This is a genomic window from Butyrivibrio sp. AE3004, from assembly GCF_000703165.1.
In the GTDB taxonomy this organism is placed as follows: Bacteria; Bacillota; Clostridia; order Lachnospirales; family Lachnospiraceae; genus Butyrivibrio.
In genome coordinates, this window is record NZ_JNLQ01000002.1 from 100475 (window position 1) to 125597 (window position 25123).

Below are 25123 nucleotides of genomic sequence, written 5' to 3' on the forward strand. Positions count from 1 at the left end.
ATGGATACAATACTTAGGATAAACAATCTCTCTGCCGGCTATGGTGATGAGAGTGTTATAAATGATATCTCTTTTGAAGTGGAAGCAGGTAAAAGAGTCTGTATCGTCGGTGAGAGCGGAAGTGGTAAATCTACGCTTCTTAAGGCTATTCATGGCTTTGGAGGCGTGACTAAAACATGCGGAAGTATAGAGACTCCAAAAGACATTTTACTTGGCATTGTGCCTCAGAATCCCGGCGGATCTTTTAATCCCATAAGGACTTACAAGGCACAGATAATGGAGGCGCTAAAAAGTAATAACATCGACTTTAAAATAGATGAAGTTGAGAAGACACTCCAAATCCTGGGACTTAATGATGCTAAAAGAGCGCTTGCATCAAGGCCTTATGAGCTGTCAGGAGGCATGAACCAGCGTATGGCCATTGCCACAACAATGCTCTTGGAGCCGGGGATTTTATTATGCGATGAAGTTACAAGCGCCCTGGATGTTAAAACTGCAGGGATGGTTGTGGAGCAGCTTCTTGAGATCAACAAACTAAAGGGTACTACTATTTTGATGGTTACCCACCATTTGGGTATTGCATCTAAAATGGCTGATTACATTGGAATCATGAAAAGTGGCAGGATGCTTGAGTATGGCCCTGCAAAAGAGATCCTGGAGAATCCACAAAACGAGTACACAAAAAATCTCTTGAAGGCCGTACCAAGACTGAAGGTGAGCTGATATGCCGGATTCAGATATAATTTTAGAAGGAAAAAATCTAAATAAAAGTTACGTTGATAAAGGCAAAAAATTGCAGGCTTTAAAGGATGTGAGTTTCTTCTTGAAAAATGGAGAGATCCTTGGAATCGTCGGCGAGAGCGGAAGTGGAAAGAGCACCCTTCTTCGTCATGTCAGCTGCCTGGAAAAGCCTGACAGTGGAAATCTTTATTATAAGGGAACAGAGTATACAGGTAAGTCGCCGGCCTTTGCCGGAACTTTTCTGCAGATGATATTTCAGGATGCCCAGATGTCTTTTGACCCAAGAATGAAGATGAAAAAAGCCGTTGTGGAAGCTGCAAAGGGCTGTGGCCATGAAAAACTGTCACGAATCCTTGAGGCCGTTGGGCTTGATGAGAGTCTTTTGGAGAAAAAGGCAGGAAGCATGTCCGGAGGACAGTGCCAGCGAATGTCAATTGCAAGGGCGCTGTGTTCTGATGCCGGGATTCTTTTGTGCGACGAGGCAACAAGTGCGCTGGATGTTACAACTCAGGCCCAGGTAGTAGCTCTTTTGCAGCAGCTGAGGGAAAAAGAAGGGGTGTCGATCATATTTGTCTCCCATGACATTGCTCTGGTGAGCATGCTGTGCGACAGGATAATGGTAATGAAAAACGGCGAGTGTGTGGAAGAGGGCGAGACCGGTAAAGTTCTTGGAAATCCACAACATGAGTACACGAAAGAACTGCTTGATAATCTTATTGAGTAACAAACTTTTAGAAAAATAATTGAGGTATACGTAGTAATATGACTAAACTTATGCAGATTCCTTTTGAGGAGGAAGCTGAAGATATCAAAGATAAAGTTGTGACCTACTGGTCCAAGAGAGCGGAGAGCTTTAGTGAGCACAAACACGAGGAGATACACAGCAGGAAAAAACAGCTGTGGCAGGCGGAGTTTTTAAGACACTTTTCAGCTGATGATAAGCTGTCTGTTCTGGACGTTGGATGCGGAGCCGGCTTTTTTGAAATGGTGTTGTCGGATTTCGGGTTTGAGGTGACGGGCGTGGATCTTACGCCTGAGATGATAGAGAAGGGAAAAGAGCTGCTTTCGCGCCATGGAGCAAAGGCGCGCCTTATGGTTATGGACGCCGAGAAACTGGATTTTGCCGATAGCTCTTTTGACCTGGTGATAAATAGAAATCTTGTCTGGACACTTCCGCATCCGGTGGAAGCCTACATGGAGTGGCACAGAGTGTTAAAGCCGGGAGGAATGCTGCTTGTGTATGATGCGGAGTATGCAAAGGGATTTCATCACTATGATCAGATGCAGAACCTTGCCCACAAAAATGTGACCGACGCCATGGTAGAGGAGTGCCATGATATTTACCACATGTTATCTATCAGCACTTTGGACAGACCGGAGTGGGATAAAGCTGCGCTAGAAAAAATCGGGTTTGAAAATATAGTTACTGATCTTGGGGCGGGAGACAGACTCTATGGCGAGAAAGACCAGTTTTATATGCCTGATAGGATGTTTCTGGTAAAGGCTCAGAAAGCAATAGTCTAATAATATGAATGGAGTTTGAGATGAGAAGAGGAATTGATACTACAGATATGTTGGTATATGGCCACGAAGCCTGGATAATCACTGACAAGAGTGTATATGAGCCGGGGGAAGAAGTCTGCGGAATAATGAGATGGGGACATCACATGAGACCTGACGGATTCTTTCGCCTTGATGAGATAAGAGCCTTTGCCACAGATGAAAAAGGAAACAGAATAGCAATAACACCGGTAAAGGGCCCGAGCGATGAGCAGGGAGACTACTATGAGCTTCGCTTTACGCCAGTTTCTGAGGGCATTTACACCCTTATGTGTATCTATGACAACAATTATGTAAGAGATGAAAAAGACGTGTATTATGAGGGCGACAGAAGGACATATCCTGATATTCTTGACGCCAAGAACTATCCTCAGATATATGTGACAAACATAACTGTTGGAGATAAGAAGGGGACTCCCGAATTTATCCATGAGTCCAGAGTAAGCTTCGTTCCCGATCCCTGGGAAGCATACACCGACGTGCTTCATTTAAAGCTTATTCACGACAAATTCCCGCTTAAGGGATCCACGGTGGTTGTTGTGTTCTATGATGGAAAAGAGTATTTTGAGAGAATTCTGAACACAGATGAGGAAGGCAGGATATTCTTCTCAGTAGAGAAAAAGGGTGTGTATATGGCCGTTACAAGAACTCCGCTGGCAGAAGGAATTCCCGGAATCTATGACAGCAAAGAGATAGCTTCAACATTCACATACGTTAAAAGGTAATACGAAAACAGGATGCATTCAACATGCATCCTGTTTTTGTATTACTCCGTAGGTCACCATGGGACCATTCTTGATTATGCTAAGAGATGAGCACTGGTGGATCAGAACTCCGTCAGTATCGGCAATGGCTGTGTGAAGGGGTCTTCCAAAGTAATCCCTTATCTCACCAAATTTATCACCTTTTGAAAATCTCTCTCCCACCTTTTTCTCAGGATACCAGCAGCCGGTGAATGGTGCGTCATCACTGAATTCTCTGAGTTCTGTCTTGGGATATGTCTTGTATTCTCCTTCAATAAGACCAAGGAATTTCAAAATGTTCAGCACATCCTCTTTGTCTGCCTGTACCTCATCCTTTGGAAGCAGGCTTAACTGACCACGCTCTATTAGAACACTGGGGATTCCGGCCATGGAGGCTGTGTTGTAGGCACCTTCGGTGGTGCAGGTACTCTTTACGCAGTAGGAGGCGTTGACGCAGTCTACCATCTTTTTTGCAATATCGCTGGCAGGAGAAGCTCCCACGTAGTATGCGTAGGGGATAAGAGTCTCGTATCCGTCTCCGCTATGCAGGTCAATGTAAGCATCAGCGTTTTTGATAAAAACATCAAACAAGAGGCTTGCCAGGCGATCCGCGGCTGAACCATCCTTGTCTCCCGGGAAGACTCTGTTGAGATTCTTGCCATCCTCATAAACAAGGGACATGGTTCTGTTTTCAAAACCTGACCTGTTGGCTAATGGGATGATGATAAGATTTCCTGAAAGGTCTTTGGGAGAAATCTCATTAGAGAGCTCAATAGCTGCCTGAATGCCGACATATTCTGCGTTGTGAATGCCGGCTGTGACAAGAACGGTTTTGCCCGGCTTTTCTCCGCAGATGATGATGTGGGGAATGTGTATCTCAGTTCCACCGACATGTATATGATCTTTTATCGTCTTGCCGGAGGTAAGTTCGTGTCCGGCTATATTTATTTTCTCCATAGTTTTTAAACCTCACTTCAGAGCCAAGGTTATCATGTTAGGACCGGGACTTTCAAGCCCCCTGGGGGGTTACATATCAATAATGAAACTGAGATCAAGATTCGGATAGGCAGCCAGGAGATGAGCATAAAGGAATGGGATAAGCTCATGGACAGCATTGATAAAGAGCTTGAGACTATTCACGAAGCACTTCTTGAGAAAGAAGAAAAGCAGTCTGAAAAAGAGCAGGAAGAACGGATCAGGAAGCTTTTTGAAGATAGAAATGCAAATGAAGAAATGACTAATGTGGTTGGCGCATAATTTACCAATTGAAAAAGCGTCCCCAAATGTCACCCAAATGTCACCCAAGTGGCACCCAAATGACACCCAAATGGTAGTTTCCATGCGGTTTTGGGCATGATATTATTATAATGAGCCAAGGAATGAACGAGAGAACAAAATCGATTCATTCTTTGGTTTTTCTTTTGCAAAAGAATAACTGTTGTGAAGCGCTGCTTCCGGTATTCCTGCCGGGGTGGCGCTTTTATTTTGTCCAAAAAAGAAAGGGAAATGTATGGATTTTGAACAATTCAAAGAGGAACTTGCTTCCAGCGTGAAGGAGATCATGTATTCCAAGTATGGAATGGAGGTTGAGATTGAGGCCAGAACGATGGAGAAGATGAACTCCTCCTATGAGGCACTTACTGTTAAGCCTGAGGACAGCATCATCGGTGTTAACCTCAATGCCACAGCACTTTACCAGCAGTACGAAAAGGGAATCGATATTGATGTCATTACTTCCAAGGCTGCTGAGCTTGCAGAGAGTGCACTTAACAGCAGACCTGATTTTGATATCGACTCTTTTAAGGATTACAGCAAGATGAAGGAAACACTGACGATGGAAGTTGTTTCTGCTGAGAGAAATGCTGCACTTCTTGAGACTGTGCCTCACAGGATTATGGAGGATATGGCTGTTGTTTACCGATTTGAGGTGAACACAACTACTACGGAAAGAGGTTCAATCCTGGTAACAAACCAGATGCTGGACCAGTACGGAATCACAGCTGAGCAGCTTCATGCTGACGCGTTGATTCATGCTCCGGAGGTCAAGCCTATTGTGATCGAGGGAATGGCACAGGTCCTTGCCAAGCAGATGGGAGTCGAGGATCTTGAAATGCTTGGTCTTAATATTCCACCTGAGCAGGAACAGATCTTTGTTGCTTCTGTAGAGGGAAATGTCCACGGAGCAGGAGTAATTGCTTATCAGGATTTCATGGAAAAGGCTTCTGAGAGGGTTGGTGGTGAGTCGTTCTTCATTTTACCCAGCAGCATCCATGAAATTTTGATTGTACCTGACAATGGGCTTATGGATCTTCAGCACCTTGAGAGCATGGTCAGAGAGGTTAATGCTACTACCGTAGATCCTGCTGACAAGCTTACTGACAACGTTTATCACTACGATGCCAAGGACAAGGTATTTGAGCTTGGAGAGAAATTCGTAGAACGTCAGAACTCGAAGGAATCCAAGGGTATTGAGGCAGGTGAAAAGAAATCTCTCTCCGCCGAGATCAAGGCAAAGAAAGAGCAGATTGCCAATGCTCCTAAGAAGGAAGCAGCTGCGTTGGAGCCAAAGGCAAAGGAAGGAAAAGTGAAGTGACATGATTTTTTCTAAGGACAAGCCAAAGAACTGCCGTGGATGTGCGTACAAAGACATCTGTAATGGCATAAAAAGAGAATGTGTTTACCGACAAAAGTTCCTGGAAGCCTGCCTGGGTAGCGACTATCCGTGCCATGGCTGCCCTTATGGCAGAGAGCACAGGATATGTTTTCCATGTTACAAGAACCTTCTGGGACAGACCGGAATAAAAGAATGGAAGGAGAAGCACCCGAAGATATGCCTTTGGTAAGTTTTGGCTGTCCTATGAAATCAGGAGGAAAGGAGGTGAGCGTATGCACAAGGTAATTGAATGTCGTGGCCAGAGCTTTTGTGTTGGTGAAAAGGACATGAGCTGTAATCTGGACATGGCTGTTTTTATAGACAAAAATCGCTATGTCTGGGGACTTGGGGAAGATCTGGCAATTGCAATGGTTGAGTCTTATGAGGGAAATATTGAGACCATAATGATTCCTGGTACTGACTTCATCATGATATTTGATGAGGCTAATACAGTGGTTCTTGCGGGTCATAAGTATCTCTTTTACGACTGCCTTATTATGAAGTCCACAGAAAAAGGCCTTAAGGCTATTCCTGCAGATGAGATTGATGCAGCCAGAAATGCATTTAAGAAGCAGACAGGCCGCTACCAGGTTGGACCTTTTGAGTTCCTGGCTTATAGAATCTCATGAAAGGAGGCTAATACTTGGTTAATGAACAATTAACACAGGAAGCAATAAGATTCTGTTACCGAGGATCTAAAGAAGTCATTCATCTTTCAGAGAAGTCCATGGTATATATCATGAAGCTGTACAATGCGACGATAAAGCCTGCAAAGGATCGTATTTTCAAAGATCCCCAGGACTGCCACGGCAAAATGTCTGTTAAAAAACTCATTCGCAAGGATGAAGGCGCTACCTGTGTGGACATTTCCAAGACAGAACTTAGGGATTTTCAAAAGGTTGCCAAAAGGTATGGAGTAGATTTTGCGGTTGTTAATCACAAGAACAGTGATCCGCAGACCTACTCCATTTTCTTTAAGGCCAGAGATCAGGATGCAATTACTGATGTTATCAGGTATTACACGGAAAAGAAGCTCATGAAGGAGCAGAAACCGTCTCTAAAGGAAAAGATTGATCATTACAAGCAGAAGATAGCAGAGGGTCCAAAGAAAGTGCTGAACAAAGTAAAGGAGAGAACGAGATGATTACTTATGAAACCATTCTCCACAATCCAAGAGCCATGATCGGAATCATTGGACTTGCAATCATGCTGCTGGTTCTTTTCATCTGGGATAGGAAAGAAAATAGAAAGAACTACAAACATCGAGTGGAATTCGGTTCAGCCCGGTGGGGCAATAAGAAAGATATAGAGCCGTACATTGACCCGGTGTTTGAGAATAACGTTATCCTGTCAGAGACAGAGATGCTTACTATGAACAGCAGACCTGCTAATCCTAAATATGCCAGGAACAAAAATGTCCTGGTTATAGGTGGGTCCGGTTCAGGTAAGACGCGCTTTTTTGTGAAGCCTAATCTTTTGCAGATGCATTCCAGCTATGTGGTTACTGATCCTAAGGGACAGCTTCTTCCCGAGACAGGCATGGCTCTACTTAAAAATGGCTACAAGATAAAGGTGTTCAACACCATAAACTTTGCCAAGAGCCAGCACTACAACCCCTTTCACTACATACATTCAGAAAAAGACATTCTGAAGATAGTGAACGTGCTCATGTTGAACACAAAGGGCGAAGGAAAGAGCAATGACCCATTTTGGGACAAAGCGGAATCCATGCTTTACGCAGCTCTCATAGGATATATTCACTATGAAGCGCCTGAGCATGAGCAGAACTTCAAGATGCTTCTTGAGATGATCAATTCCATGGAAGTAAGGGAAGATGATGAAAACTTTAAGAACGCTATCGACCTTATCTTTGAAGATCTGGAAAAAGAAAAGCCTGATCACTTTGCTGTAAGGCAGTACAAGAAATTCAAACTTGCAGCAGGCAAGACAGCCAAGTCAATTCTTGTATCAGCCGGGGCAAGGCTAGCGCCTTTTGATATTGCAGAGCTTAGAGAACTTACAGCCTATGATGATTTTGAGCTTGATACTCTTGGTGATGAAAAGACTGCTCTTTTCCTGATCATGTCAGATACAGATGGTACATTTTCATTCCTTATCAGCATGATCTACACTCAGCTTTTTAACCTTTTGTGTGAGAAAGCTGATGATGAGTATGGTGGAAGACTTCCTGTTCATGTCAGGTGCCTCATTGATGAGTGCGCCAACTGTGGAACAATTCCAAATTTGGAGAAGCTTGTAGCAACTATACGAAGCAGGGAAATATCAGCATGTCTGATTCTTCAGGCTAAATCGCAGCTTAAAGCTCTGTACAAAGATCATTGTGAGACCATCATCGGTAACATGGATTCGCAGATCTTTCTTGGTGGAAATGAGACAGAAACCTTGAAGGACCTGAGCGCAGTTCTTGGAAAGGAAACCATTGATTTTTTTACCATCCAGGATACAAAGGGCATGCAGCCTTCTGTAGCAACAAACTATCAGAAAACAGGCCATGACCTTATGAGTATGGATGAACTTGCCGTAATGGATGGCGGCAAATGTATAGTCCAGGTGAGAGGTGTAAGACCATTCATGTCAAAGAAATATGATGTTACAAAGCACCCTAAATATCACCTGACTGCAGATTTTAGCGCAAAGAACTACTTCGACATTGAGAAGTATATAAAGCGCGGAGACAACTTAATATTGAAACCTGATGACACATATGAAGTCATCGAAGCAACAGATATGGAGAGCGCACAGGCAGATCAATAAAAGATCTGCAAATGGCGTTCTTTATATAGATGTGGCCACATATCCTGAATCAGTCGACGGGTTCAGGAGTAACTAACAACAACCGGCACTGCGGAATACGAGTAGTGTCGCTAACCAAAAACAATTATTGGAAGGGAGGAAGAAACTGACATGAGTGTCAGTTTCAAATCAAATTATGGCATTTTTTCAGAGTTCAGTAACAGTACTTCAGTCACTCGTAATCGCACTTGGCGCAGGTCTTGGCATCTGGGGAGGCGTAAACCTCATGGAAGGTTACGGCGGTGATAACCCTGGTGCTAAGTCACAGGGCATGAAGCAGCTCATGGCGGGCGGCGGAATCGCCCTCATCGGCACCACACTTGTTCCACTTCTTTCAGGTCTTTTTTGATCCTGGGAAGGAACGAGACGAGGCTGGGGAGTGACACTCAGCCTCAAACATGAAGAAACTGACCCGGGGCTTGTATTAAAAGCGGTCCCGGGCCTTATTTAGAAACAACGGAGGGCATGAATGGAAGCCGTATTAGAACAAATTGAAGAATGGTTTAGAAACATGCTCATCGAAGGAATAATGGAACATCTGACCAATACCTTTGACTCGCTAAATACAGAGGTTGGAGAGATAGCAACCACAGTAGGTCAGACTCCCGCAGAGTTTCTGCCATCAGTTTACAACCTGATAAGAAACCTGTCAGAGAATCTGATCATGCCGATTGCAGGAATAATCCTGACGTTTATTGCATGTTATGAGCTTATCCAGCTTGTAATAAGCCACAATAACCTGGCTAACTTCGAGACCTTTATATTTTTCAAATGGGTATTCAAGACTTTTGTAGCAGTAACACTTATAACCAATACTTTTACCATAACCATGGCGATATTTGATGTAGCCAAATGGGTAATAACGCAAAGCGGAGGAATAATTGCAGCCAGTACTGCGGTTGATGCTTCTGCCCTTGCTTCGTTCCAGGCCATCCTGGAAGGCATGGAAACAGGAGAGCTCTTTAGTATTTTCATGCAGACCTTTGCATTGCAGTTCCTTATCAAGCTGGCAGCGGTGTTTATCTTTATCGTGGTAAATGGAAGAATGATCGAGATTTATTTGTACATTTCCATGGCGCCAATACCTTTTGCCACCTTTGGAAATGCCGAGCAGTCTCAGATGGGGCAGAACTATTTCAAAGCACTCTGGGCCCTGGGACTTCAGGGATTCCTTATCATGGTGTGCGTTGGAATATATGCGGTTATGATCCAGTCAGTGGTATTTAGTACTGACATTATGGGATCTATGTGGAAAGTATTTGGTTTCACAGTCCTTCTAGGATTTACGCTGCTTAAGTCAGGAACCATAGCAAAGGCTATTCTTCACGCAACGTAAGGAGGCTACATGGCGAATTATATCAGTGCACCTCGTGATTTTTCCAAAGTGAAATCCAAGGTATTCTTTAACCTGACCAAAAGGCAGATCATATGCTTTTCACTTGGAGCAATGATAGGTGTTCCTACCTTCTTTCTCATAAAACGGTTTGGAAATGTAACAGTGGCAACTCTGGGGATGATGATCTCCATGATGCCACTGTTTTTTCTTGCTATGTATGAAAAGAATGAGCAGCCACTTGAGGTGTACATAGAACATTTTATTGAGGCGACTTTTAAAAGACCAAAGATACGCCCGTATAAATCAGAAAACTATTATGCACTGCTTGAAATATTAGCAGGGCAGGAAAGGGAGATGAATGATAAAACTATTTCAGAAGGGAAAGAAAAAGAGCGAAGTGCCGGACAGTGCACAGAAAAGCATCCCCTTTGACAGAATGTTCCCTGATGGGATATGCAGAGTGGGAAAGAACTACTACACCAAGACAATTCAGTTTCAGGACATAAATTATCAGCTGGCTCAGCAGGAAGATCAGACTGAGATATTTGAAGAGTGGTGCAGTTTTCTCAATTTCTTTGACAGCTCAGTCCACTTTCAGCTCACATTCCTGAATCAGACTACAGATGCTGAGAAGTTTGAGAAAAAGATAGCTATCAGACACAGGAATGATGGCTATGACAGAGTTCGTGATGAGTACAGCTTTATGCTGTTTCACCAGATGCAGGCAGGTAATAACGGTCTTACCAAGACCAAGTATCTCACTTTCGGAATCTTTGCATCCGGTATGAAGGAGGCAAAGCCAAGACTTATCCACATCGAAATGGATCTTCTCAACAATTTCAAAAGACTTGGAGTAGCAGCAATAACCTTAAATGGAGTGGAGCGCCTTGAACTTATGCACGCTCAGTTCCATATGGGAGACGATGCCAAGTTCTTTTTTAACTGGGAAGACAGCATTAAAGCCGGTGCTTCTGTAAAAGATGCAATTGCTCCAAGCAGCTTCTATTTCAAGAACGGAAGACTCTTCAAGATGGGAGATACCTATGGCTGCATGAGTTTTTTGCAGATCACAGCATCAGACATTAGTGACAGGATGCTGGCAGACTTCCTGTCTATGGAATCAAGCCAGATAATCACGATGCATTTGCAGTCTGTAAATCAGAATGAAGCAATCAAGACCATCAAGCACACTATCACAGAGCTGGACAGGTCCAAGATTGAAGAACAGAAAAAGGCCGTTCGTTCCGGATATGATATGGACATAATTCCTTCAGATCTGGCCACTTACGGCAAAGATGCAAAGGCACTTCTGAAGGAACTGCAGTCACAGAATGAGAGAATGTTCATTATGACATTTCTCATCATGAATACCGGAGCTACCAAGCAGGAACTTGAGAATAATTTCTTCCAGGCAAACAGTATTGCGCAGAAGCATAACTGTAACCTGGTACGTCTTGATTTTCAGCAGGAACAGGGACTGATGAGTATGCTGCCACTGGCAAATAGTCTCATAGATATCAAGAGAGGAATGACAACTTCCTCGACTGCGATCTTTGTGCCATTTACTACACAGGAGCTCTTTCAGACTGGAAAAGAGTCTTTGTACTACGGCCTAAATGCACTTTCCAATAACCTTATCATGGTGGACAGAAAGCTGCTTAAGAATCCAAACGGACTGATCCTTGGTACTCCAGGTTCAGGTAAGTCTTTTGCAGCTAAAAGAGAAATCGCAAACGCCTTTTTGGTGACGGATGACGACATAATCATTTCGGATCCTGAGCGAGAGTACAGTCCACTGGTTGAGCATTTCGGAGGACAGGTAATAAAGATAAGTCCAACCTCAGATCAGTATATAAATCCCATGGATATCAACAATAATTACTCAGATGATGATAATCCGGTCATGCTAAAGGCCGACTTTATCCTTTCGCTGTGTGAACTTATTGTTGGTGGAAAAGAGGGACTTCTTCCAGTAGAAAAGACGGTAATCGACAGATGCATCCATCAGATCTATCAGAGATACTTTGAGAATCCCACGCCGGAGAATATGCCAATTTTAGAGGACCTGTATAACGAGCTATTAAAGCAGGACGAGGCAGAGGCCAAGCACGTTGCTACTGCTCTTGAAATCTATGTATCAGGTTCACTTAATGTTTTTAACCACAGGACCAATGTGAATATCACAAACAGAATCGTGTGCTATGACATCAAGGATCTTGGTAAACAACTCAAAAAGATTGGAATGCTTGTAATTCAGGATCAGGTCTGGGGAAGAGTTTCTTCCAACAGAGAAGATGGGAAATCCACCAGATACTACTTGGATGAAATGCATCTGCTCCTTAAAGAGGAGCAGACAGCTGCGTACACAGTTGAAATCTGGAAGAGATTCCGTAAGTGGGGAGGTATTCCCACAGGTATAACTCAGAACGTAAAAGATCTGTTGTCGTCCAAAGAAGTAGAGAATATCTTTGAAAACTCTGACTTCGTGTACATGCTAAATCAGGCGGTTGGCGACAGACAGATTCTTGCAAAACAGCTCAACATAAGCCCTCATCAGCTCTCTTATGTGACCCATAGCGGAGAAGGTGAAGGGCTTTTGTTTTATGGAAATGTCATCCTGCCTTTCGTAGACAGATTCCCTAAGGATCTTGAACTCTATTCCATCATGACCACGAAACCTCAGGAAATCCAGGAGGCAAAGGAGCAGGCCAATGAATGAAGACAGAACAAAGCAAAAGAAGTCCGCCACAAAAAACGCTGATAAACTCAAGAACAATTCCAAGGCATCGCAGTATGCAGCTTCCAAGTTCAGGACAGGGAAAAAGGATAACTCACTTACCCTGGAAGAAATGAAGGAGCTTGCAAGGATAAGAAAGCAGGGCAGGAAAGCAGCTCAAAAGGTCGCTGCGGAACAGGGATTAGTTAAGGTTATATCATCTGTCCATGATGCTGCGGAAGGGGAGTCAAAAAGCGGTGGTGAGGATCAGAATGTTGGTGCTCAGAGTCTGGAAGGAGCTGCATCTGCAACTTCTACGGCTTTGGTTTATGCGGAAAAGCTTCAGAAGTACAACTACAGCAAAAAGCAGACTGCCAAAAAGATTCTGCAGCATAAGGCGGAGGATAAAGCAGTTCAGAAATCTGATTCTAATCCTCAATCAAAGGCCAGGCAGAAAAGCCAGATAAAAAAGGAAATACAAAGAAAGAATCAGCAGCGAAGTGCCAAAGAAGCAGCAAATCAGGTTGGAGATATCAGCAAGAAGTTTGTGGATAAGGCAGAGGATCTTACTGGAAAACTTGCTGAGTTTATTGAAGAGCACTTTCAGGAGGTGGCAACAATCCTTATAGTGTTTGTGCTGATTCTTTTGGTGGCTTCAATGTTTTCTTCCTGCGGCGCTGCTTTTAACGGAACCTCACATGTGGGGATAACTACAAGCTATACCGCAGATGATGAGGATATCTATGCTGTAGAAGACGACTACAGAGAGATGGAAGAGGAGCTTCAGGATACGATTGATGACATAGAGCATGACTATCCGGATTACGATGACTATCAGTATAACCTGGATAATATCGCTCATAATCCGTATCAGCTGGCTGCTGTTCTGACAGTTATCTTTGAACAGTACAAAGAGGATGAAGTGCAGGACACCATCGAAGACATCTTTGAGCGCCAGTATGAGCTGACACTTACTCCTGTCACAGAAACAAGAGAGCGAGAAGTTACAGGTACCAGATGGGTAGATGACGACTCTCATCCAGATGGCGGTTACGAGGAAGAGTATACCTACACAGAGGAATATGAGTACAAGATTCTCAAGGTTAATCTTGTTAATCACACTCTTGACACTGTTATCCGAGAACTTGGACTTTCTTCTGATCAGCTGGCAAGATACGATGTTCTTCTTGAGACTTATGGCAACAAGAAATATCTTTTCGATGATGATATTTATTCCATTGTGGATCCTGGCAGATATGAAGATTATGACATTCCTCCTGAAGCCCTTACTGATACCCGTTTTGCCAACATGATCAGAGAAGCAGAAAGATATCTTGGCTATCCTTATGTCTGGGGAGGAAGCAAGCCATCAACCTCTTTTGACTGCTCAGGATTTGTCTGCTGGGTAATCAATCATTGCGGCAATGGATGGAATGTTGGAAGGACAACTGCAAACGGGCTTCTGGGGAGATGTACCAGAGTTCCTGTATCAGAGGCGAGGCCCGGAGATCTTATCTTTTTCAAAGGAACCTATGATGTTAAGGGAGCAAGTCATGTTGGCATTTATGTTGGAGATGGCATGATGCTTCACTGCGGAAATCCGATTCAGTACACATCGGTTAATACCAATTATTGGCGTAAACACTTTTATACATATGGCAGGATCAACGGCTGAGAAGGGAGAAAAATGTACGAGAGAATAGACAGACTTAGAGAAGATCTTGAACGTGCCAGGAAGCGAAGAGCTGAGGCTGAAGCAAGAGTGCGACTTTGTGAAAGTAAGCTGAAAGAGGCTGAGAACAATCAGATTATTGCAGAGGTCGCTAAGAGAAAGCTTCGTCCTGAACAGGTGGCACAGCTCCTTGCGCTTGCTACTGACGGGCAGCTTGAGGCTCTTTTATCGGGAAAGCCGGTAGAAGTTAGTGCCAAGGATTCAAGCGCAGATCTTTTGGAAAAAGAATCTTTGGAAGTGGATTTTGATTACGATGAAAGTGAGGAAAATGAAGACGATGAAAACTAAAATAAATAAGCTTTGCTTGAGGGCTGTGGCTGGAGCTGCAGCTCTTTTTGTTGGAATGACTCCTATACCCGTTTTTGCAAATGCACCTAAGTGCATATGTGAGGAAAGATGTACCGAGGATCATATCAATGAGGAATGCCCTGTTTGCAGTAAGGACTACAACGACTGTGAAGGAGCTGTTCCGGAGATTGTTCCTGAGGAGACTCCTGTTGAGGAATATGGTCCTCTTACGCCGGATGGCAACATGGAACTTGTGGACGATTACGGAACTCTAGAGTGTGGAGGCAAACAGTTCATCACTGTTGTGACTAAGAGCGGCCATTACTTCTACATCATTATCGACAGAGATGATGATGGTAATGAGAATGTTCACTTCCTGAACATGGTGGATGAGAGAGATCTTTTAACTCTGATGGAAGATGAAGAGGTAGAAGAGTATATGGCATCCATTTCAGAAAAAGAGCCTGAACCAGCTCCGGAACCGGAACCTGATCCAGAGCCAACACCTGAACCGGAGCCTGTGAAAAAAGATTACACATTACTTTTAGTAACGCTTCCGATCATGGGTATTGGAATAATCTTTGGATATTTTGCTCTTAAGAAAAAGAAACAGCAGCCAAAGGATGAACCTGATCCGGATGCTGACTATGTGGATGAAGAGGCTGATTATCTGAATCAGATTTCTGATGAAGAGGACGCTGGAGACGATGAGTAATCGTAAGATTTATGCAAAGTTCAGGCTTACTCCTGAAGAGTGGCAGATCATTCATGACAGGATGGAGAGTGTAGGCACTAAAAACCTTAGTGCCTACCTCAGAAGACTTGTGCTTACCGGCCATGTGATCGAAGTTGATATGTCAGATTTTAGGGAAATCAGAAGGCTGGTGAGTATTGAAAGTAACAACCTCAACCAATATGCCAGGAGGGCAAATGAAACAGGAAGTATCTACAAAGCGGATATCAAGGAACTTCAGAAGTCGCACGAAGAGCTGATTCGACTGCTGGGAGAACTGCTTCAGAGGTTCAACAACATCGAATAGCTGTAACGGGGTAAATGGAAATGGCAGCAACCAGGCTAATAGCAATGCATCAGAATGCCGGCAAATCTATCGGGCAGTGTCTGTCTGCCCGATTGGATTATGTCACGGATGAGGAGAAGACACGGAAAAGAAACGAGGATGAAGAGGAAGAGAAAAGTAAATATATAACTTCTTATGCCTGCAATGCGGCTATTGCAAAGGAAGAATTTATGGATTCCAGAAATGAATATGTCAGGATCACCGGCAGGCAGTATGAGGGCGATATCATCGCTTATCAGATCCGACAATCCTTCAAACCTGGAGAAGTTACGCCAGAGGAAGCTAATGCGATTGGCTACGAAACTGCCATGAGATTTACCCGAGGACAGCATCAGTTCGTGTGCTGCACTCATGTGGATAAAGAGCATATTCACAACCACATCGTATATAACTCGGTCAATCTTCACTGTGATAAGAAATTCAGAGATTCATGGTTCTGCGGAATTGGCTTAAGAACCCTTTCTGACATGATATGTCTTGAGCATGGACTATCAGTTATTGAGCCGTACAAACATAAAGGCAAGAAGCCTGTTTATCAAAAGAGCTATCGTCAGGTTATCAGAGATGTGATCGATAAGATTCTTGCAGAAAAGCCCAAAGACTTTGAATCCTTCATTTCAGAACTTAAGAAAGCGGGCTTTGAAATAAAGGAAGGAAAGCACCTGGCTATTAAAAGTCCTGGGCGAAAGAACTTCGTAAGATTCGATTCTCTTGGAAAAGACTATTCTGCTGAAGCACTCAAAGCTAAGTTCGAAGGTTCAGAGATTTCCAAAGATTCCAGAAAAGGAAAGCCCTTTGACTTGCTCATTGATATTCAGGAGAAAATCCGTCAGGGAAAAGGTAAAGGCTATATCAATTGGAGTCAGAAATTCAACAACAAGGCTATGATGAAGACTCTGCTATATCTCAATGATAAAGGAATCAGGAGTTACGCAGAATTAAAAGATAAGGCAGATACTTCATCAGCAAGTTTTAAGAAGATTACTGACAACTTAAAAGCGGTTGAAGGAAGAATTGATAAACTCAGTAACCTCAGAAAACATATCCTGGCCTTCAGTAAGACAAAAGCAGTTTTCGAGGAATATAAGAAAAAGCGTTACAGCAAAGCATTCTTTGAGGCCCATCGTGAAGAAATCACCAAGTACAGAGCTGCCAAAAAAGCTTTTAACGAATATGGCCAAAAACTTCCCACTGTAAAAGAAATCAATAAAGAAATAGACCAGCTTATGCATGATAAGAAAGCTCTTTACAAGGAGTATTACCTTAAACGTGATGACAACAAGAGTCTTCAGGAAGCTAAGAGGAATGTTGAGATGTTCCTTCAGATGGACAACAAAGAAGCAGATAAGCAAAAGCAGAGAACACAGCCTGTAAGGTAACAGGAAAAGCACTTAATAAGCGATAGCGCCGTTCCGGTATTCCACGGTGTAATGGGGCTTGGGGCGTTACGCCTCCAACAAGCGGCAAGAGCATTTGTCCCACAAATGCACTGCTTGCCACTTCTTTTATAGCCCTCGTAGGGATTCTTCAGAAGCGGTGCGGCGCCTTGATTTTACAAGAAAAAGAGGAGGATAAACACATGAACAAAGTACTATTATCAGGAAGACTTACAAGAGATGCAGAGATCAGGAATGCTGACTCTGACAAGAAGGTAGCAAGATGCACTCTTGCAGTAAACAGAGATTTCAAAAAGGAAGGAGAAGAGCCGAATGCTGACTTCATAGGAATTGTCGGATTTAAGAATCAGGCAGACTTTCTTGAGAAGTTTGGCAAGAAGGGTGTGAAGTTCATAGTGATCGGACGCATTCAGACCGGCAGCTATGAAAAGGATGGTGGTCGCGTTTACACCACAGATGTCATAGCAGAGAGAATCGAGTTTGCCGAGAGCAAGAAATCTTCTGAGGAAGGATCCGGAGATTCTGGTGATGGGTTTTCTAATATCCCAGACGGATTTGATGACAGCATGCCTTTTAATTGAGGAGGATGAAGCCGTGGAAGAGGTAAAGAACAAGTTTAAGATTGACGAGATCGCTGAGCAACTTGAGAAAGGAATCGGCGATCTTTTTAATTCTGACAAATACAAGACATACCTGAATACCATGTCCAAGTTCCATAGTTATAGCGTAAATAACACGCTGCTCATAGCCATGCAGAGACCGGATGCAACTCTGGTTGCCGGTTATGATGCCTGGCAGGATAAGTTTGATCGGCACGTTAAGAAAGGTGCAAAGGGGATAAAGATAATCGCTCCCTACAAGGTGAAAAAGAAGGTAGTGGGCGATCACTATTATGTTGATAATGGAGACAAGATTCCGGTCTATGCTCCTGGAGAAACCAAGGAAGATTATGAGAATCGTATTGCTCAGACAACCAGAGAAGTTGAATACACAAACTTCAGGGTAACAACAGTTTTTGATGTCAGTGATACTGAGGGAAAAGAGCTTCCGACTCTTGGAGTGAATGAGCTCATGGGCTCAGTTGATGGCTATGAGAAACTGAAAACCGCGCTAGAGGAAACCTCAAAGGTCCCTGTCGAGTATGGCCTTGTGACCAGCGGAGCAAAAGGATTCTTTTCACCTGATATGCATAAGATCTGTGTTCAGAGTGGCATGTCTGAGGTCCAGACTGTAAAGACAATCATTCATGAGATGGCACATGCACTTCTTCATGACAAGACAGATAATCCGGACCTGGTACAGGATCCAAAGACCAAGAACACAAAGGAAGTAGAAGCTGAGTCCATCGCCTATGTTGTCTGCCAGCACTTTGGAATTGATACATCGGATTATTCTTTCGGCTACATCGCCGGATGGAGTTCTGGTAAGGAAACCAAAGAGCTGAAAGCTTCAATGGACACCATTAGGGTTACTGCGTCAAAGATGATTGTTGAGCTGGAATCTGCCTTGGAAAAACAGCAGGAAGTTGAGAAAGCTGATGTGACTATGGCTGCAGATGAGGTAGGAGGTCGTGCTGCTGGATCAGAGAAAAAGGAGCTTGTTGGTGACAAGAAAGCATCCCTTATGGACAAGCTGAAGTCCAAATTGAATATTGTGAGTTCGCAGCCAAAGGTAGAGAGGGCTTTAGAGAATAAAGTGAAAACACCTGAGATTGCGAGATGAGAGTTGGGGCAGTTCTGTGACTAATCAAAAGTCATGGGCTGCCCCGCTTTTTGTATTGAATCTGCTGTAAGCTGTATGGATACTGAATGAAATGCTGTCATTTTTATGGGGCTAAAAGAAGTTTATGATTTTGTTATAAGGTGGGGGTAGAATGCTGCTTGTCATTGGATTGATGGTGTATGTTTGTTGTTGTAAAATCAAATCATAATACCAATGAGGAGATTACGATGGCAAAAACAGTACATATTACATGCAGATACTTTTATGTAAAAACATATTCCGAAAACGATGATGAGCAGCAGAAACTTTTTGATTTACGAAGCTGGATTGGCATGGTTGCTGATTATACTTTACCAGAACGAATCAGATTATTAAGCGGATCCTCAAAGGGGAGACTTGACAGTATTAATGTTCGTGAAAACTTCTATGCAATGAATTTTGTTAGAATGGAAGACTATAGTTCAACGTATATAGTTAAGGAAGCTGAAAATGCGAAACATGTTGATATTTCAGTAGATGAGGACGAGTATATTGGGAAGAATACTGTAGCAATATACGATGCTACTAAATCCGTACTAATGTTGATGGCTAATCAGGGAGGATTTTCAGCAAGTACAGTAACAAGTTATATTAATTCTTTTTATGATAAACCGGTATGTGTACTAGAACCGGTTAAATTGGAAAAGAACTTTACCAAATCAACAAATAAGTTTGGGAAAATACAAATTAAAATTTCTAGCGTTGATGACTATTCGGCGTCTAAAGGAGCTCCTTATGAGGATGTATTGAGAAATGCAAGGGATATGTCGGCACAAACGATGTCTTTTGAATTTAGCGTGGGCAAAAAGAAGAATGAATATCTTGATGCCAATATTGTGAGAACAATTATCTCTGATGCATTTTCTAACATGGGTGCAGTATCAATAGCTAGAGTTAAAATGGAAGATGAACAAGGTTCAGCTCTCTATAATCTGTTTGAGAATGTTAAGAATTGTATTCTAACGTTAAAAACAGATTCTAAAGGAGAAATTGGTTACAAGGTTATCGCGGAGGCAATGGTAGAAAATTATAAGTAGGAGTTTTGGCATGAAAAAGGCGAGACGAGTTTGGCTAAATTGTTATCAGTTTATAATTCCGATTGTTATTGAAGTTTTGTATCTTGTTTATGCAATCAGCGTATTAAGAAGTACGACATTAATACCATGGGTGGCAGATAGCAAGGGCTTTTCAGAAATGTGTAAGGCTATAGCGGAATTTTCATCAATTATTTTAGGCGTTTACGGTTTTTTTATTCCAGTTGTGGTTGGAAGAAAGAATAGTTTTTCAGATTATTTTTGGAGCCACATTGACAAAGAACGTTATAAAAAAGACTTCAAACGAATTCTTATTAGTGGAATCCTGACAATAATGGTAAGTGCTTTTTTGCTTATATGCGATATTCTTCCAAGAAGCATTGAAATGATTTTGTTTGGCCTATTACTTATAATTCTTGTATTTTACGTCTGCAGTACATATCGCTTTATAAACATATTTGTCAGCCTTATTGTTGATAACAATGACGATACGAGTAAACAGGTAGAGATTAATGGAATGATATCTGACAGTGAGGCTCAAGTACTGAATGATAAATTAGATAAGTTTTAAAGAATTCAGATGAAAGATCAAATGAAGTAAGGGGATGGAACAATACCTTGTTGTTACCATCTCCTTTTTGTGTCCTTTTTATTGGATAGGCTGTGTGTACATAATAAAAAAGGAGAGTTATATTAGAAAACAAGTATGGTTATTAAAAACCAAAGTTTGGTTATTGACAACCAAGATTTGCTGTGATATATTTTGATTACAGAAATAGATGTGGTTATAAATAACCAAGGAGGTAACAGATGCTAGATAGAACAGAATTGAAGAAAATAAATAAGAAGGTAGTAAGTGAGATTGGTTGGAATATATCAAACTATATTAGAGGTATGGCTCCTGCCGATCCATTGCTATATTATGTCCTGGTATACTCTGCATACCTAGCTCAAGTGAATAACATAGAGGATAAAGAAGAATTGATTTCATTCATTGAAACCAAAATATCAGAACAAAGAGCTATGTTTATAAAAGAGTTAGCTCGAGAGAATCTTGGAATCGCTATCAAGATAGCAAAGGCTTTCAGTGAAAATGATCTTTTGGCGTATCTGTATGTATTACCTAGAGAGAATGCTGGAAGAGATGGGGGAGTCTATGAGACCCCTGAGTCTATTTCAAAACTGGCTCTGAAAATACTTGATATTAAAGAAGATGATAGAGTTGCAGATTTTGGAAGTGGCTTAGGTGATTTTATTACTTTAGCTGCCGAAAATGCAGAACAAAAAGCTTTATATGGAGTTGAACGTCATACATATATTTGTGAAGCTTCAAGAATAAGAACGGAGTTATTTGCACCAAATGCCGAAATTGAATTGGGGGATATGTTTTCAATCCGTGAAGATAGGAAGTTTGATAAGATCTTTTCGAATTATCCTTTTGGATTGAGACTAATTCATCTTCAGACAGGCACTGAGTATATTGATGAGCTTCATAAAAGGATGCCTGAGATAAAGAAAGCAACATCATCAGACTGGATTTTCAACTCACTTATATTTGATCACTTGTCTGACAAGGGTAGAGCAGTAGCTATTATGACTAATGGAAGCACTTGGAACAGCATTGACCAGAAAATCAGAGAGTTCTTCATTAGAAATGGGCTTATAGAGGCGGTTATTGCGCTTCCTGCAAAGATTTTTGAGCACACTGCAATAGCAACTACAATGATAGTAATAAGTAAGGGTAACAAAACTGTAAAGATGGTTGATGCTACCAGTTTGTGCGAACAGGGAAGAAGACAAAACATCATTAGTGATTCAGATATTGATAATATCGTTAGACTACTGAATGAAGATGGTAGCGAAACTATAACTGTGAATCTTAGCACTTTCCAGGAGAATGATTTTGTTCTAAATCCTTCACGATATTTAGAAAAAACAATTTCTATCGAGGATGGAGTTGAGTTTGGTAGCTTGATGAAGCGAATCACAAGAGGTGCTCCTTTACGAGCTAGTGAGCTTGATGCATTAGTATCAGAAGAACCGACTGACGTTCAATACTTGATGTTAGCAAACATCCAGAATGGAATGATTTCAGAGGATCTACCTTTCCTTAAGGAGGTCGATTCGAAGCTTGATAAATACTGCATTGGTCATAGAAATTTATTACTTTCCAAGAATGGTGCACCTTTTAAGGTTGCAGTTGCTGAAATAGAGGAAGGAAGAAAAATATTAGGAAATGGCAATTTATTCATCATTGAGCTAGATGAGGAGAAGGTTAATCCATATTTCATAAAAGCTTTTTTAGATAGTGAGGTAGGTGCATCAGTGCTTAAATCTATAACTGTAGGCGCTACCATTCCCAATATTTCAGCTGAATCTTTAAAGAAACTGATTGTCCCGTTACCTTCAATGGAAAAACAGAATGAAATTGCCAATCTTTATCAAGCAAAACAGGATGAAATAAAAGTTCTTCAATTAAAGATCCAGAAAGCGCAAAACGAGTTGAGAGGTATTTTCGGGGAGGTGGATTAACATGTTATCTATCGAAGAATTATCCGATCTTGAAGATGCTATAATGGAAGTTTTGCCGGATAAGATAACACAGATTTTGTCCAGGGCTAATAGGAATGGAGAACTGGATGAACTGTTGAGAATAATGGGACTGTCTGATTTGCTTGGAAGTGATGATCGGTTTGAATCATTCAAGGATGGCAAAATAGTGGTAATAGGTGGAACTGAAGTTAAAGAAGAAGTGCTTTCGGCAATAGGTAAGCAGTTGGGCATTGATAAAAAACGCTTTGAGTTCTGCTTGGATTATAAAGAAGCGCAGAAATATGATTTCAAAAAAATGCAATATGCTCCCCAATATAGAGTAATCTTGTTCGGCCCAACACCACATAGCGGTCATGGCAAAGAAGATAGCAGTAGCATCATTGCTGAATTGGAAAAGACAGAGGCTTACCCAAGGGTGGAAAGACTAATAAGCGGCCAGGAATTAAAGATTACAAAGACAAGTTTCAGACAAAAACTACAGCAGTTAATAGATGAAGAATATATCTGACAACGATGCTATACTAATGAATGATGTGATTTTCTGAAAAAAAACACAATAATTATGATAATAAACGCATAAATGCGAGAAAAAGGATGGAAAAGAATATGTCAGAAAGACAACAAATTGATGCAATGTGGGATGACTCCCCGATTGACGTTTCAACAGAGGTGAATTTTATTTGGTCTATCGCTAATAAGTTACGTGGCACATACCAAAGTGATAAGTATAAGGATGTAATCATCCCGATGGTTATTATCCGTCGATTTGAGTGTGCATTGGAGCCAACTAAGAAGAAAGTAGTTGATACTTTTAAGGCAAACCCTAATTATCCAGTTAAGGCGATGTACCGTATTTCTGGATTTCAGTTTTATAACACCAGCGAGTTTAGCCTTGCTGAATTAATTAATGATGCAGATAATTTGGCTGCAAACTTTAAGGCGTACTTACAGAGTTTTTCTCCAAATGTTCAGGAAATAATCGTATCTGCAGAAAAAGGATTGGACTTTTATAAGCAGATTGACAAAATGGATAAAAACAATCGCTTGCTAAGCGTTGTAAAAGCCTTCTCAGAATTAGATTTAGATCCCAGAACCATAGACAATGTAAAGATGGGATATATCTTTGAAGATCTTATCAGAAGATTTTCAGAAAATGCTGAGGCAGGTGATCACTACACAGGACGTGACATTATAAAGCTGATGGTTAACATACTGCTCGCAGAGGGTTGTGATGATATTTTTGATGATGGAAAAGTAATTACTGTCTTGGATCAGGCATGTGGTACCGGTGGTATGCTTTCGACAAGTTATAACTTCATTAAGAGATACAATCCAACTGCTGATGTAAGACTATTCGGACAGGAAATCAATCCAGAGTCGTATGCGATTTGTTTGGCAGAAATGCTAATCAAGGGACAAAATGCAGATAATATTTGCTATCAGGACACAATGAAGAAAGATCGATTCGCTGATACTAAAATGCGTTTTGTCATTGAAAATCCTCCTTTTGGAACACCATGGGGCGGTAAAGATGCAGCCGAAGGAGTTGAACAGGCTGTTAATGATGAGTATGCCAAAGGCTTTGATGGACGTTGGGGAGCTGGTGTTCCCGGAACGAGCGACATGCAGCTTTTGTTTTTGCAATCTGCAATAGATAAAATGGACGACACTGTTGGGCGGGCAGCGATTATTGAAAATGGTAGTCCGTTATTTAATGGCGGTACAGCGTCAGGTGAAAGCCAGATAAGAAGATGGGTATTAGAAAATGATCTAGTAGAAGCGATAATAGCTCTCCCTACTGAATTATTTTACAATACCGAAATTGCAACCTACATATGGGTGCTTTCAAAAAATAAAAGAAATGAACGAAGAGGGAAGATTCAGCTCATTGATGCTTCAAACATATATCATAAACTAAGAAAAGCTTTAGGAAAGAAGAAGAATGAGATTTCACCGGATGACAGAAAAGTGATTACTAAGCTGTATTCCGATTTTACTGAATCAGAGGATAGCAGAATATTTAAAAATGAAGACTTTATATATAAAGAGTATTCTGTTATGCAACCTCTGCAGAGAAGCTATGCTATAACCGATGAACGAATTCAATATATGCTTCAGTCTGGCTCGTTAAGCTCATTGTATGATGAAGCCAAAGTTAATGAGTTAGAAGACTCGGAGGAACTTTCAGGAAAAGATCAGAAAAAATTAGATGATTATAATGAAAATAAACCAACATATGATTCGATTATTGAAACGTTAGAAAACGCAGTTTCTGATAAAAAATATTTATCAGAAAAACAATTCATTCCAGTGTTATCAGACGTACTTGATGGAATTATATCTGATAAGAAGTTGATTGCTAAAATTGCTTACGGTTTATCTGAAATGGATAAAACTGCTGAAATACAGAAGGACAAAAAGGGCAATATTATTTATGACAAGGAATCAAAGGACGTTGAGCTTATAAAATTTGAAGAAAACATTGATCAGTATATGGAAAGAGAAGTGCTTCCATATGTTCCAGATGCAAAAGCGTTTTTTGAAGAAAATCTTGGAGCTAAAAAGCCTGTTATTAAAACTGGAGCCGAGATACCTTTCACAAGGACTTTCTACAAATATCAAGCTCCGGAGTCAAGCGTTGAACTTGAAAAACGATTTGTAGAACTAGAAGAATCAGTTTCAAAAAGTATAGGAAAACTATTTGGATAAGGAGGAG

General features: G+C 41.6%; 26 protein-coding genes and 1 pseudogene. 26 read left to right on the forward strand and 1 reads right to left on the reverse strand.

The genetic code is table 11. The annotated features are described in order from the left end of the window. From BV60_RS0102800 to BV60_RS0102815, 4 genes are read left to right on the forward strand one after another with little or no spacing between them, the layout of a single operon-like run. A complete protein-coding gene (locus tag BV60_RS0102800) occupies positions 1-723 on the forward strand; it encodes an ATP-binding cassette domain-containing protein (RefSeq protein WP_026519960.1) in 723 nt (240 codons plus the stop codon). A gap of 1 nt (position 724) precedes the next feature. Beyond that, entirely contained in the window at positions 725-1465 is a 741-nt protein-coding gene (locus tag BV60_RS0102805) for an ABC transporter ATP-binding protein (protein WP_013282131.1), read from the forward strand. Between the two features lie 38 nt (positions 1466-1503). After that, a complete protein-coding gene (locus BV60_RS0102810) occupies positions 1504-2265 on the forward strand; it encodes a class I SAM-dependent methyltransferase (RefSeq protein ID WP_051656473.1) in 762 nt (253 codons plus the stop codon). 20 nt (positions 2266-2285) lie between these two features. Beyond that, complete coding sequence (locus tag BV60_RS0102815) at positions 2286-3026, forward strand: DUF4198 domain-containing protein (protein WP_029319342.1); 741 nt, start codon at positions 2286-2288, stop codon at positions 3024-3026. Between the two features lie 18 nt (positions 3027-3044). Here the strand turns inward: BV60_RS0102815 and BV60_RS0102820 are convergent, their stop codons facing one another. Continuing rightward, positions 3045-4001, reverse strand: coding sequence for a succinylglutamate desuccinylase/aspartoacylase family protein (locus BV60_RS0102820; RefSeq protein ID WP_022770375.1), 957 nt, complete (start codon positions 3999-4001; stop codon positions 3045-3047). A 120-nt stretch (positions 4002-4121) separates the two neighbouring features. On the opposite strand from BV60_RS0102820, the gene BV60_RS0102825 reads away from it, so the two are divergent. The 22 genes and pseudogenes from BV60_RS0102825 to BV60_RS0102930 all read left to right on the forward strand — a co-directional run bounded on the left by BV60_RS0102825 (position 4122) and on the right by BV60_RS0102930 (position 25116). Continuing rightward, positions 4122-4301: a hypothetical protein gene (locus BV60_RS0102825; RefSeq protein WP_029319344.1), complete on the forward strand. Its 180-nt coding sequence runs from the start codon at positions 4122-4124 to the stop codon at positions 4299-4301. Between the two features lie 253 nt (positions 4302-4554). Next, positions 4555-5637: a DUF5688 family protein gene (locus tag BV60_RS0102830; RefSeq protein ID WP_029319346.1), complete on the forward strand. Its 1083-nt coding sequence runs from the start codon at positions 4555-4557 to the stop codon at positions 5635-5637. A 1-nt stretch (position 5638) separates the two neighbouring features. Further along, positions 5639-5887 (forward strand): hypothetical protein, encoded by a 249-nt coding sequence (locus BV60_RS20795; RefSeq protein ID WP_035777049.1) that lies wholly within the window; start codon positions 5639-5641, stop codon positions 5885-5887. 43 nt (positions 5888-5930) lie between these two features. Next, positions 5931-6326: a hypothetical protein gene (locus BV60_RS0102840; protein WP_029319348.1), complete on the forward strand. Its 396-nt coding sequence runs from the start codon at positions 5931-5933 to the stop codon at positions 6324-6326. A gap of 14 nt (positions 6327-6340) precedes the next feature. Next, positions 6341-6841, forward strand: a complete 501-nt coding sequence (locus BV60_RS0102845) for a PcfB family protein (RefSeq protein WP_051656474.1) — start codon at positions 6341-6343, stop codon at positions 6839-6841. 17 nt (positions 6842-6858) lie between these two features. After that, positions 6859-8472, forward strand: a pseudogene (locus BV60_RS0102850) (VirD4-like conjugal transfer protein, CD1115 family); the annotation flags it as partial. Between the two features lie 175 nt (positions 8473-8647). After that, positions 8648-8860 carry a Maff2 family mobile element protein gene (locus BV60_RS0102855; protein ID WP_026653618.1) on the forward strand — a complete coding sequence of 71 codons (213 nt, stop codon included), beginning with the start codon at positions 8648-8650 and terminating at the stop codon, positions 8858-8860. Positions 8861-8980: 120 nt separating this feature from the next. After that, entirely contained in the window at positions 8981-9847 is an 867-nt protein-coding gene (locus tag BV60_RS0102860) for a VirB6/TrbL-like conjugal transfer protein, CD1112 family (RefSeq protein ID WP_029319353.1), read from the forward strand. A 9-nt stretch (positions 9848-9856) separates the two neighbouring features. After that, positions 9857-10279, forward strand: a complete 423-nt coding sequence (locus tag BV60_RS0102865) for a PrgI family protein (protein WP_029319354.1) — start codon at positions 9857-9859, stop codon at positions 10277-10279. Further along, positions 10206-12566, forward strand: coding sequence for a VirB4-like conjugal transfer ATPase, CD1110 family (locus BV60_RS0102870; RefSeq protein ID WP_029319356.1), 2361 nt, complete (start codon positions 10206-10208; stop codon positions 12564-12566). Before BV60_RS0102865 ends, BV60_RS0102870 begins: the two co-directional genes overlap by 74 nt. Continuing rightward, positions 12559-14238 (forward strand): C40 family peptidase, encoded by a 1680-nt coding sequence (locus tag BV60_RS0102875; protein WP_029319358.1) that lies wholly within the window; start codon positions 12559-12561, stop codon positions 14236-14238. The genes BV60_RS0102870 and BV60_RS0102875 overlap by 8 nt, the downstream gene beginning before the upstream one ends. 12 nt (positions 14239-14250) lie before the next feature. Further along, a complete protein-coding gene (locus BV60_RS21595; RefSeq protein WP_051656475.1) occupies positions 14251-14583 on the forward strand; it encodes a DUF4315 family protein in 333 nt (110 codons plus the stop codon). After that, on the forward strand, positions 14573-15298 hold the full coding sequence (locus tag BV60_RS21600) for a DUF4366 domain-containing protein (RefSeq protein ID WP_051656476.1): 726 nt from the start codon (positions 14573-14575) through the stop codon (positions 15296-15298). The genes BV60_RS21595 and BV60_RS21600 overlap by 11 nt, the downstream gene beginning before the upstream one ends. Next, positions 15270-15623, forward strand: coding sequence for a plasmid mobilization protein (locus BV60_RS0102890; RefSeq protein ID WP_034467612.1), 354 nt, complete (start codon positions 15270-15272; stop codon positions 15621-15623). Before BV60_RS21600 ends, BV60_RS0102890 begins: the two co-directional genes overlap by 29 nt. Before the next feature lie 20 nt (positions 15624-15643). Next, positions 15644-17041, forward strand: coding sequence for a relaxase/mobilization nuclease domain-containing protein (locus tag BV60_RS0102895; protein WP_029319364.1), 1398 nt, complete (start codon positions 15644-15646; stop codon positions 17039-17041). A 200-nt stretch (positions 17042-17241) separates the two neighbouring features. Beyond that, positions 17242-17640, forward strand: a complete 399-nt coding sequence (locus BV60_RS0102900; protein WP_029319366.1) for a single-stranded DNA-binding protein — start codon at positions 17242-17244, stop codon at positions 17638-17640. Between the two features lie 13 nt (positions 17641-17653). After that, the gene (locus tag BV60_RS0102905; protein WP_197029512.1) at positions 17654-18781 is read left to right on the forward strand and encodes an ArdC-like ssDNA-binding domain-containing protein; all 1128 of its coding nucleotides are present in this window, start codon (positions 17654-17656) and stop codon (positions 18779-18781) included. Positions 18782-19008: 227 nt separating this feature from the next. Continuing rightward, on the forward strand, positions 19009-19857 hold the full coding sequence (locus tag BV60_RS0102910) for a DUF6731 family protein (protein ID WP_156035929.1): 849 nt from the start codon (positions 19009-19011) through the stop codon (positions 19855-19857). Between the two features lie 10 nt (positions 19858-19867). Beyond that, a complete protein-coding gene (locus BV60_RS0102915; protein ID WP_029319371.1) occupies positions 19868-20425 on the forward strand; it encodes a hypothetical protein in 558 nt (185 codons plus the stop codon). A 239-nt stretch (positions 20426-20664) separates the two neighbouring features. Then, positions 20665-22386 (forward strand): N-6 DNA methylase, encoded by a 1722-nt coding sequence (locus BV60_RS0102920; RefSeq protein ID WP_029319373.1) that lies wholly within the window; start codon positions 20665-20667, stop codon positions 22384-22386. A gap of 1 nt (position 22387) precedes the next feature. Beyond that, on the forward strand, positions 22388-22915 hold the full coding sequence (locus BV60_RS0102925) for a hypothetical protein (RefSeq protein WP_029319375.1): 528 nt from the start codon (positions 22388-22390) through the stop codon (positions 22913-22915). An 86-nt stretch (positions 22916-23001) separates the two neighbouring features. Next, positions 23002-25116, forward strand: coding sequence for a type I restriction-modification system subunit M (locus BV60_RS0102930; RefSeq protein ID WP_242840932.1), 2115 nt, complete (start codon positions 23002-23004; stop codon positions 25114-25116). Positions 25117-25123: the final 7 nt, after the last annotated feature.

Bases quoted from the DNA above. Each gene is read 5' to 3' on its own strand.
- BV60_RS0102800 (WP_026519960.1), top strand. From the start codon at position 1: ATGGATACAATACTTAGGATAAACAATCTCTCTGCCGGCTATGGTGAT.
- BV60_RS0102805 (WP_013282131.1), top strand. From the start codon at position 725: ATGCCGGATTCAGATATAATTTTAGAAGGAAAAAATCTAAATAAAAGT.
- BV60_RS0102810 (WP_051656473.1), top strand. From the start codon at position 1,504: ATGACTAAACTTATGCAGATTCCTTTTGAGGAGGAAGCTGAAGATATC.
- BV60_RS0102815 (WP_029319342.1), top strand. From the start codon at position 2,286: ATGAGAAGAGGAATTGATACTACAGATATGTTGGTATATGGCCACGAA.
- BV60_RS0102820 (WP_022770375.1), bottom strand. From the start codon at position 4,001: ATGGAGAAAATAAATATAGCCGGACACGAACTTACCTCCGGCAAGACG.
- BV60_RS0102825 (WP_029319344.1), top strand. From the start codon at position 4,122: ATGAGCATAAAGGAATGGGATAAGCTCATGGACAGCATTGATAAAGAG.
- BV60_RS0102830 (WP_029319346.1), top strand. From the start codon at position 4,555: ATGGATTTTGAACAATTCAAAGAGGAACTTGCTTCCAGCGTGAAGGAG.
- BV60_RS20795 (WP_035777049.1), top strand. From the start codon at position 5,639: ATGATTTTTTCTAAGGACAAGCCAAAGAACTGCCGTGGATGTGCGTAC.
- BV60_RS0102840 (WP_029319348.1), top strand. From the start codon at position 5,931: ATGCACAAGGTAATTGAATGTCGTGGCCAGAGCTTTTGTGTTGGTGAA.
- BV60_RS0102855 (WP_026653618.1), top strand. From the start codon at position 8,648: ATGGCATTTTTTCAGAGTTCAGTAACAGTACTTCAGTCACTCGTAATC.
- BV60_RS0102860 (WP_029319353.1), top strand. From the start codon at position 8,981: ATGGAAGCCGTATTAGAACAAATTGAAGAATGGTTTAGAAACATGCTC.
- BV60_RS0102865 (WP_029319354.1), top strand. From the start codon at position 9,857: ATGGCGAATTATATCAGTGCACCTCGTGATTTTTCCAAAGTGAAATCC.
- BV60_RS0102870 (WP_029319356.1), top strand. From the start codon at position 10,206: ATGATAAAACTATTTCAGAAGGGAAAGAAAAAGAGCGAAGTGCCGGAC.
- BV60_RS0102875 (WP_029319358.1), top strand. From the start codon at position 12,559: ATGAATGAAGACAGAACAAAGCAAAAGAAGTCCGCCACAAAAAACGCT.
- BV60_RS21595 (WP_051656475.1), top strand. From the start codon at position 14,251: ATGTACGAGAGAATAGACAGACTTAGAGAAGATCTTGAACGTGCCAGG.
- BV60_RS21600 (WP_051656476.1), top strand. From the start codon at position 14,573: ATGAAAACTAAAATAAATAAGCTTTGCTTGAGGGCTGTGGCTGGAGCT.
- BV60_RS0102890 (WP_034467612.1), top strand. From the start codon at position 15,270: ATGAAGAGGACGCTGGAGACGATGAGTAATCGTAAGATTTATGCAAAG.
- BV60_RS0102895 (WP_029319364.1), top strand. From the start codon at position 15,644: ATGGCAGCAACCAGGCTAATAGCAATGCATCAGAATGCCGGCAAATCT.
- BV60_RS0102900 (WP_029319366.1), top strand. From the start codon at position 17,242: ATGAACAAAGTACTATTATCAGGAAGACTTACAAGAGATGCAGAGATC.
- BV60_RS0102910 (WP_156035929.1), top strand. From the start codon at position 19,009: ATGGCAAAAACAGTACATATTACATGCAGATACTTTTATGTAAAAACA.
- BV60_RS0102915 (WP_029319371.1), top strand. From the start codon at position 19,868: ATGAAAAAGGCGAGACGAGTTTGGCTAAATTGTTATCAGTTTATAATT.
- BV60_RS0102920 (WP_029319373.1), top strand. From the start codon at position 20,665: ATGCTAGATAGAACAGAATTGAAGAAAATAAATAAGAAGGTAGTAAGT.
- BV60_RS0102925 (WP_029319375.1), top strand. From the start codon at position 22,388: ATGTTATCTATCGAAGAATTATCCGATCTTGAAGATGCTATAATGGAA.
- BV60_RS0102930 (WP_242840932.1), top strand. From the start codon at position 23,002: ATGGAAAAGAATATGTCAGAAAGACAACAAATTGATGCAATGTGGGAT.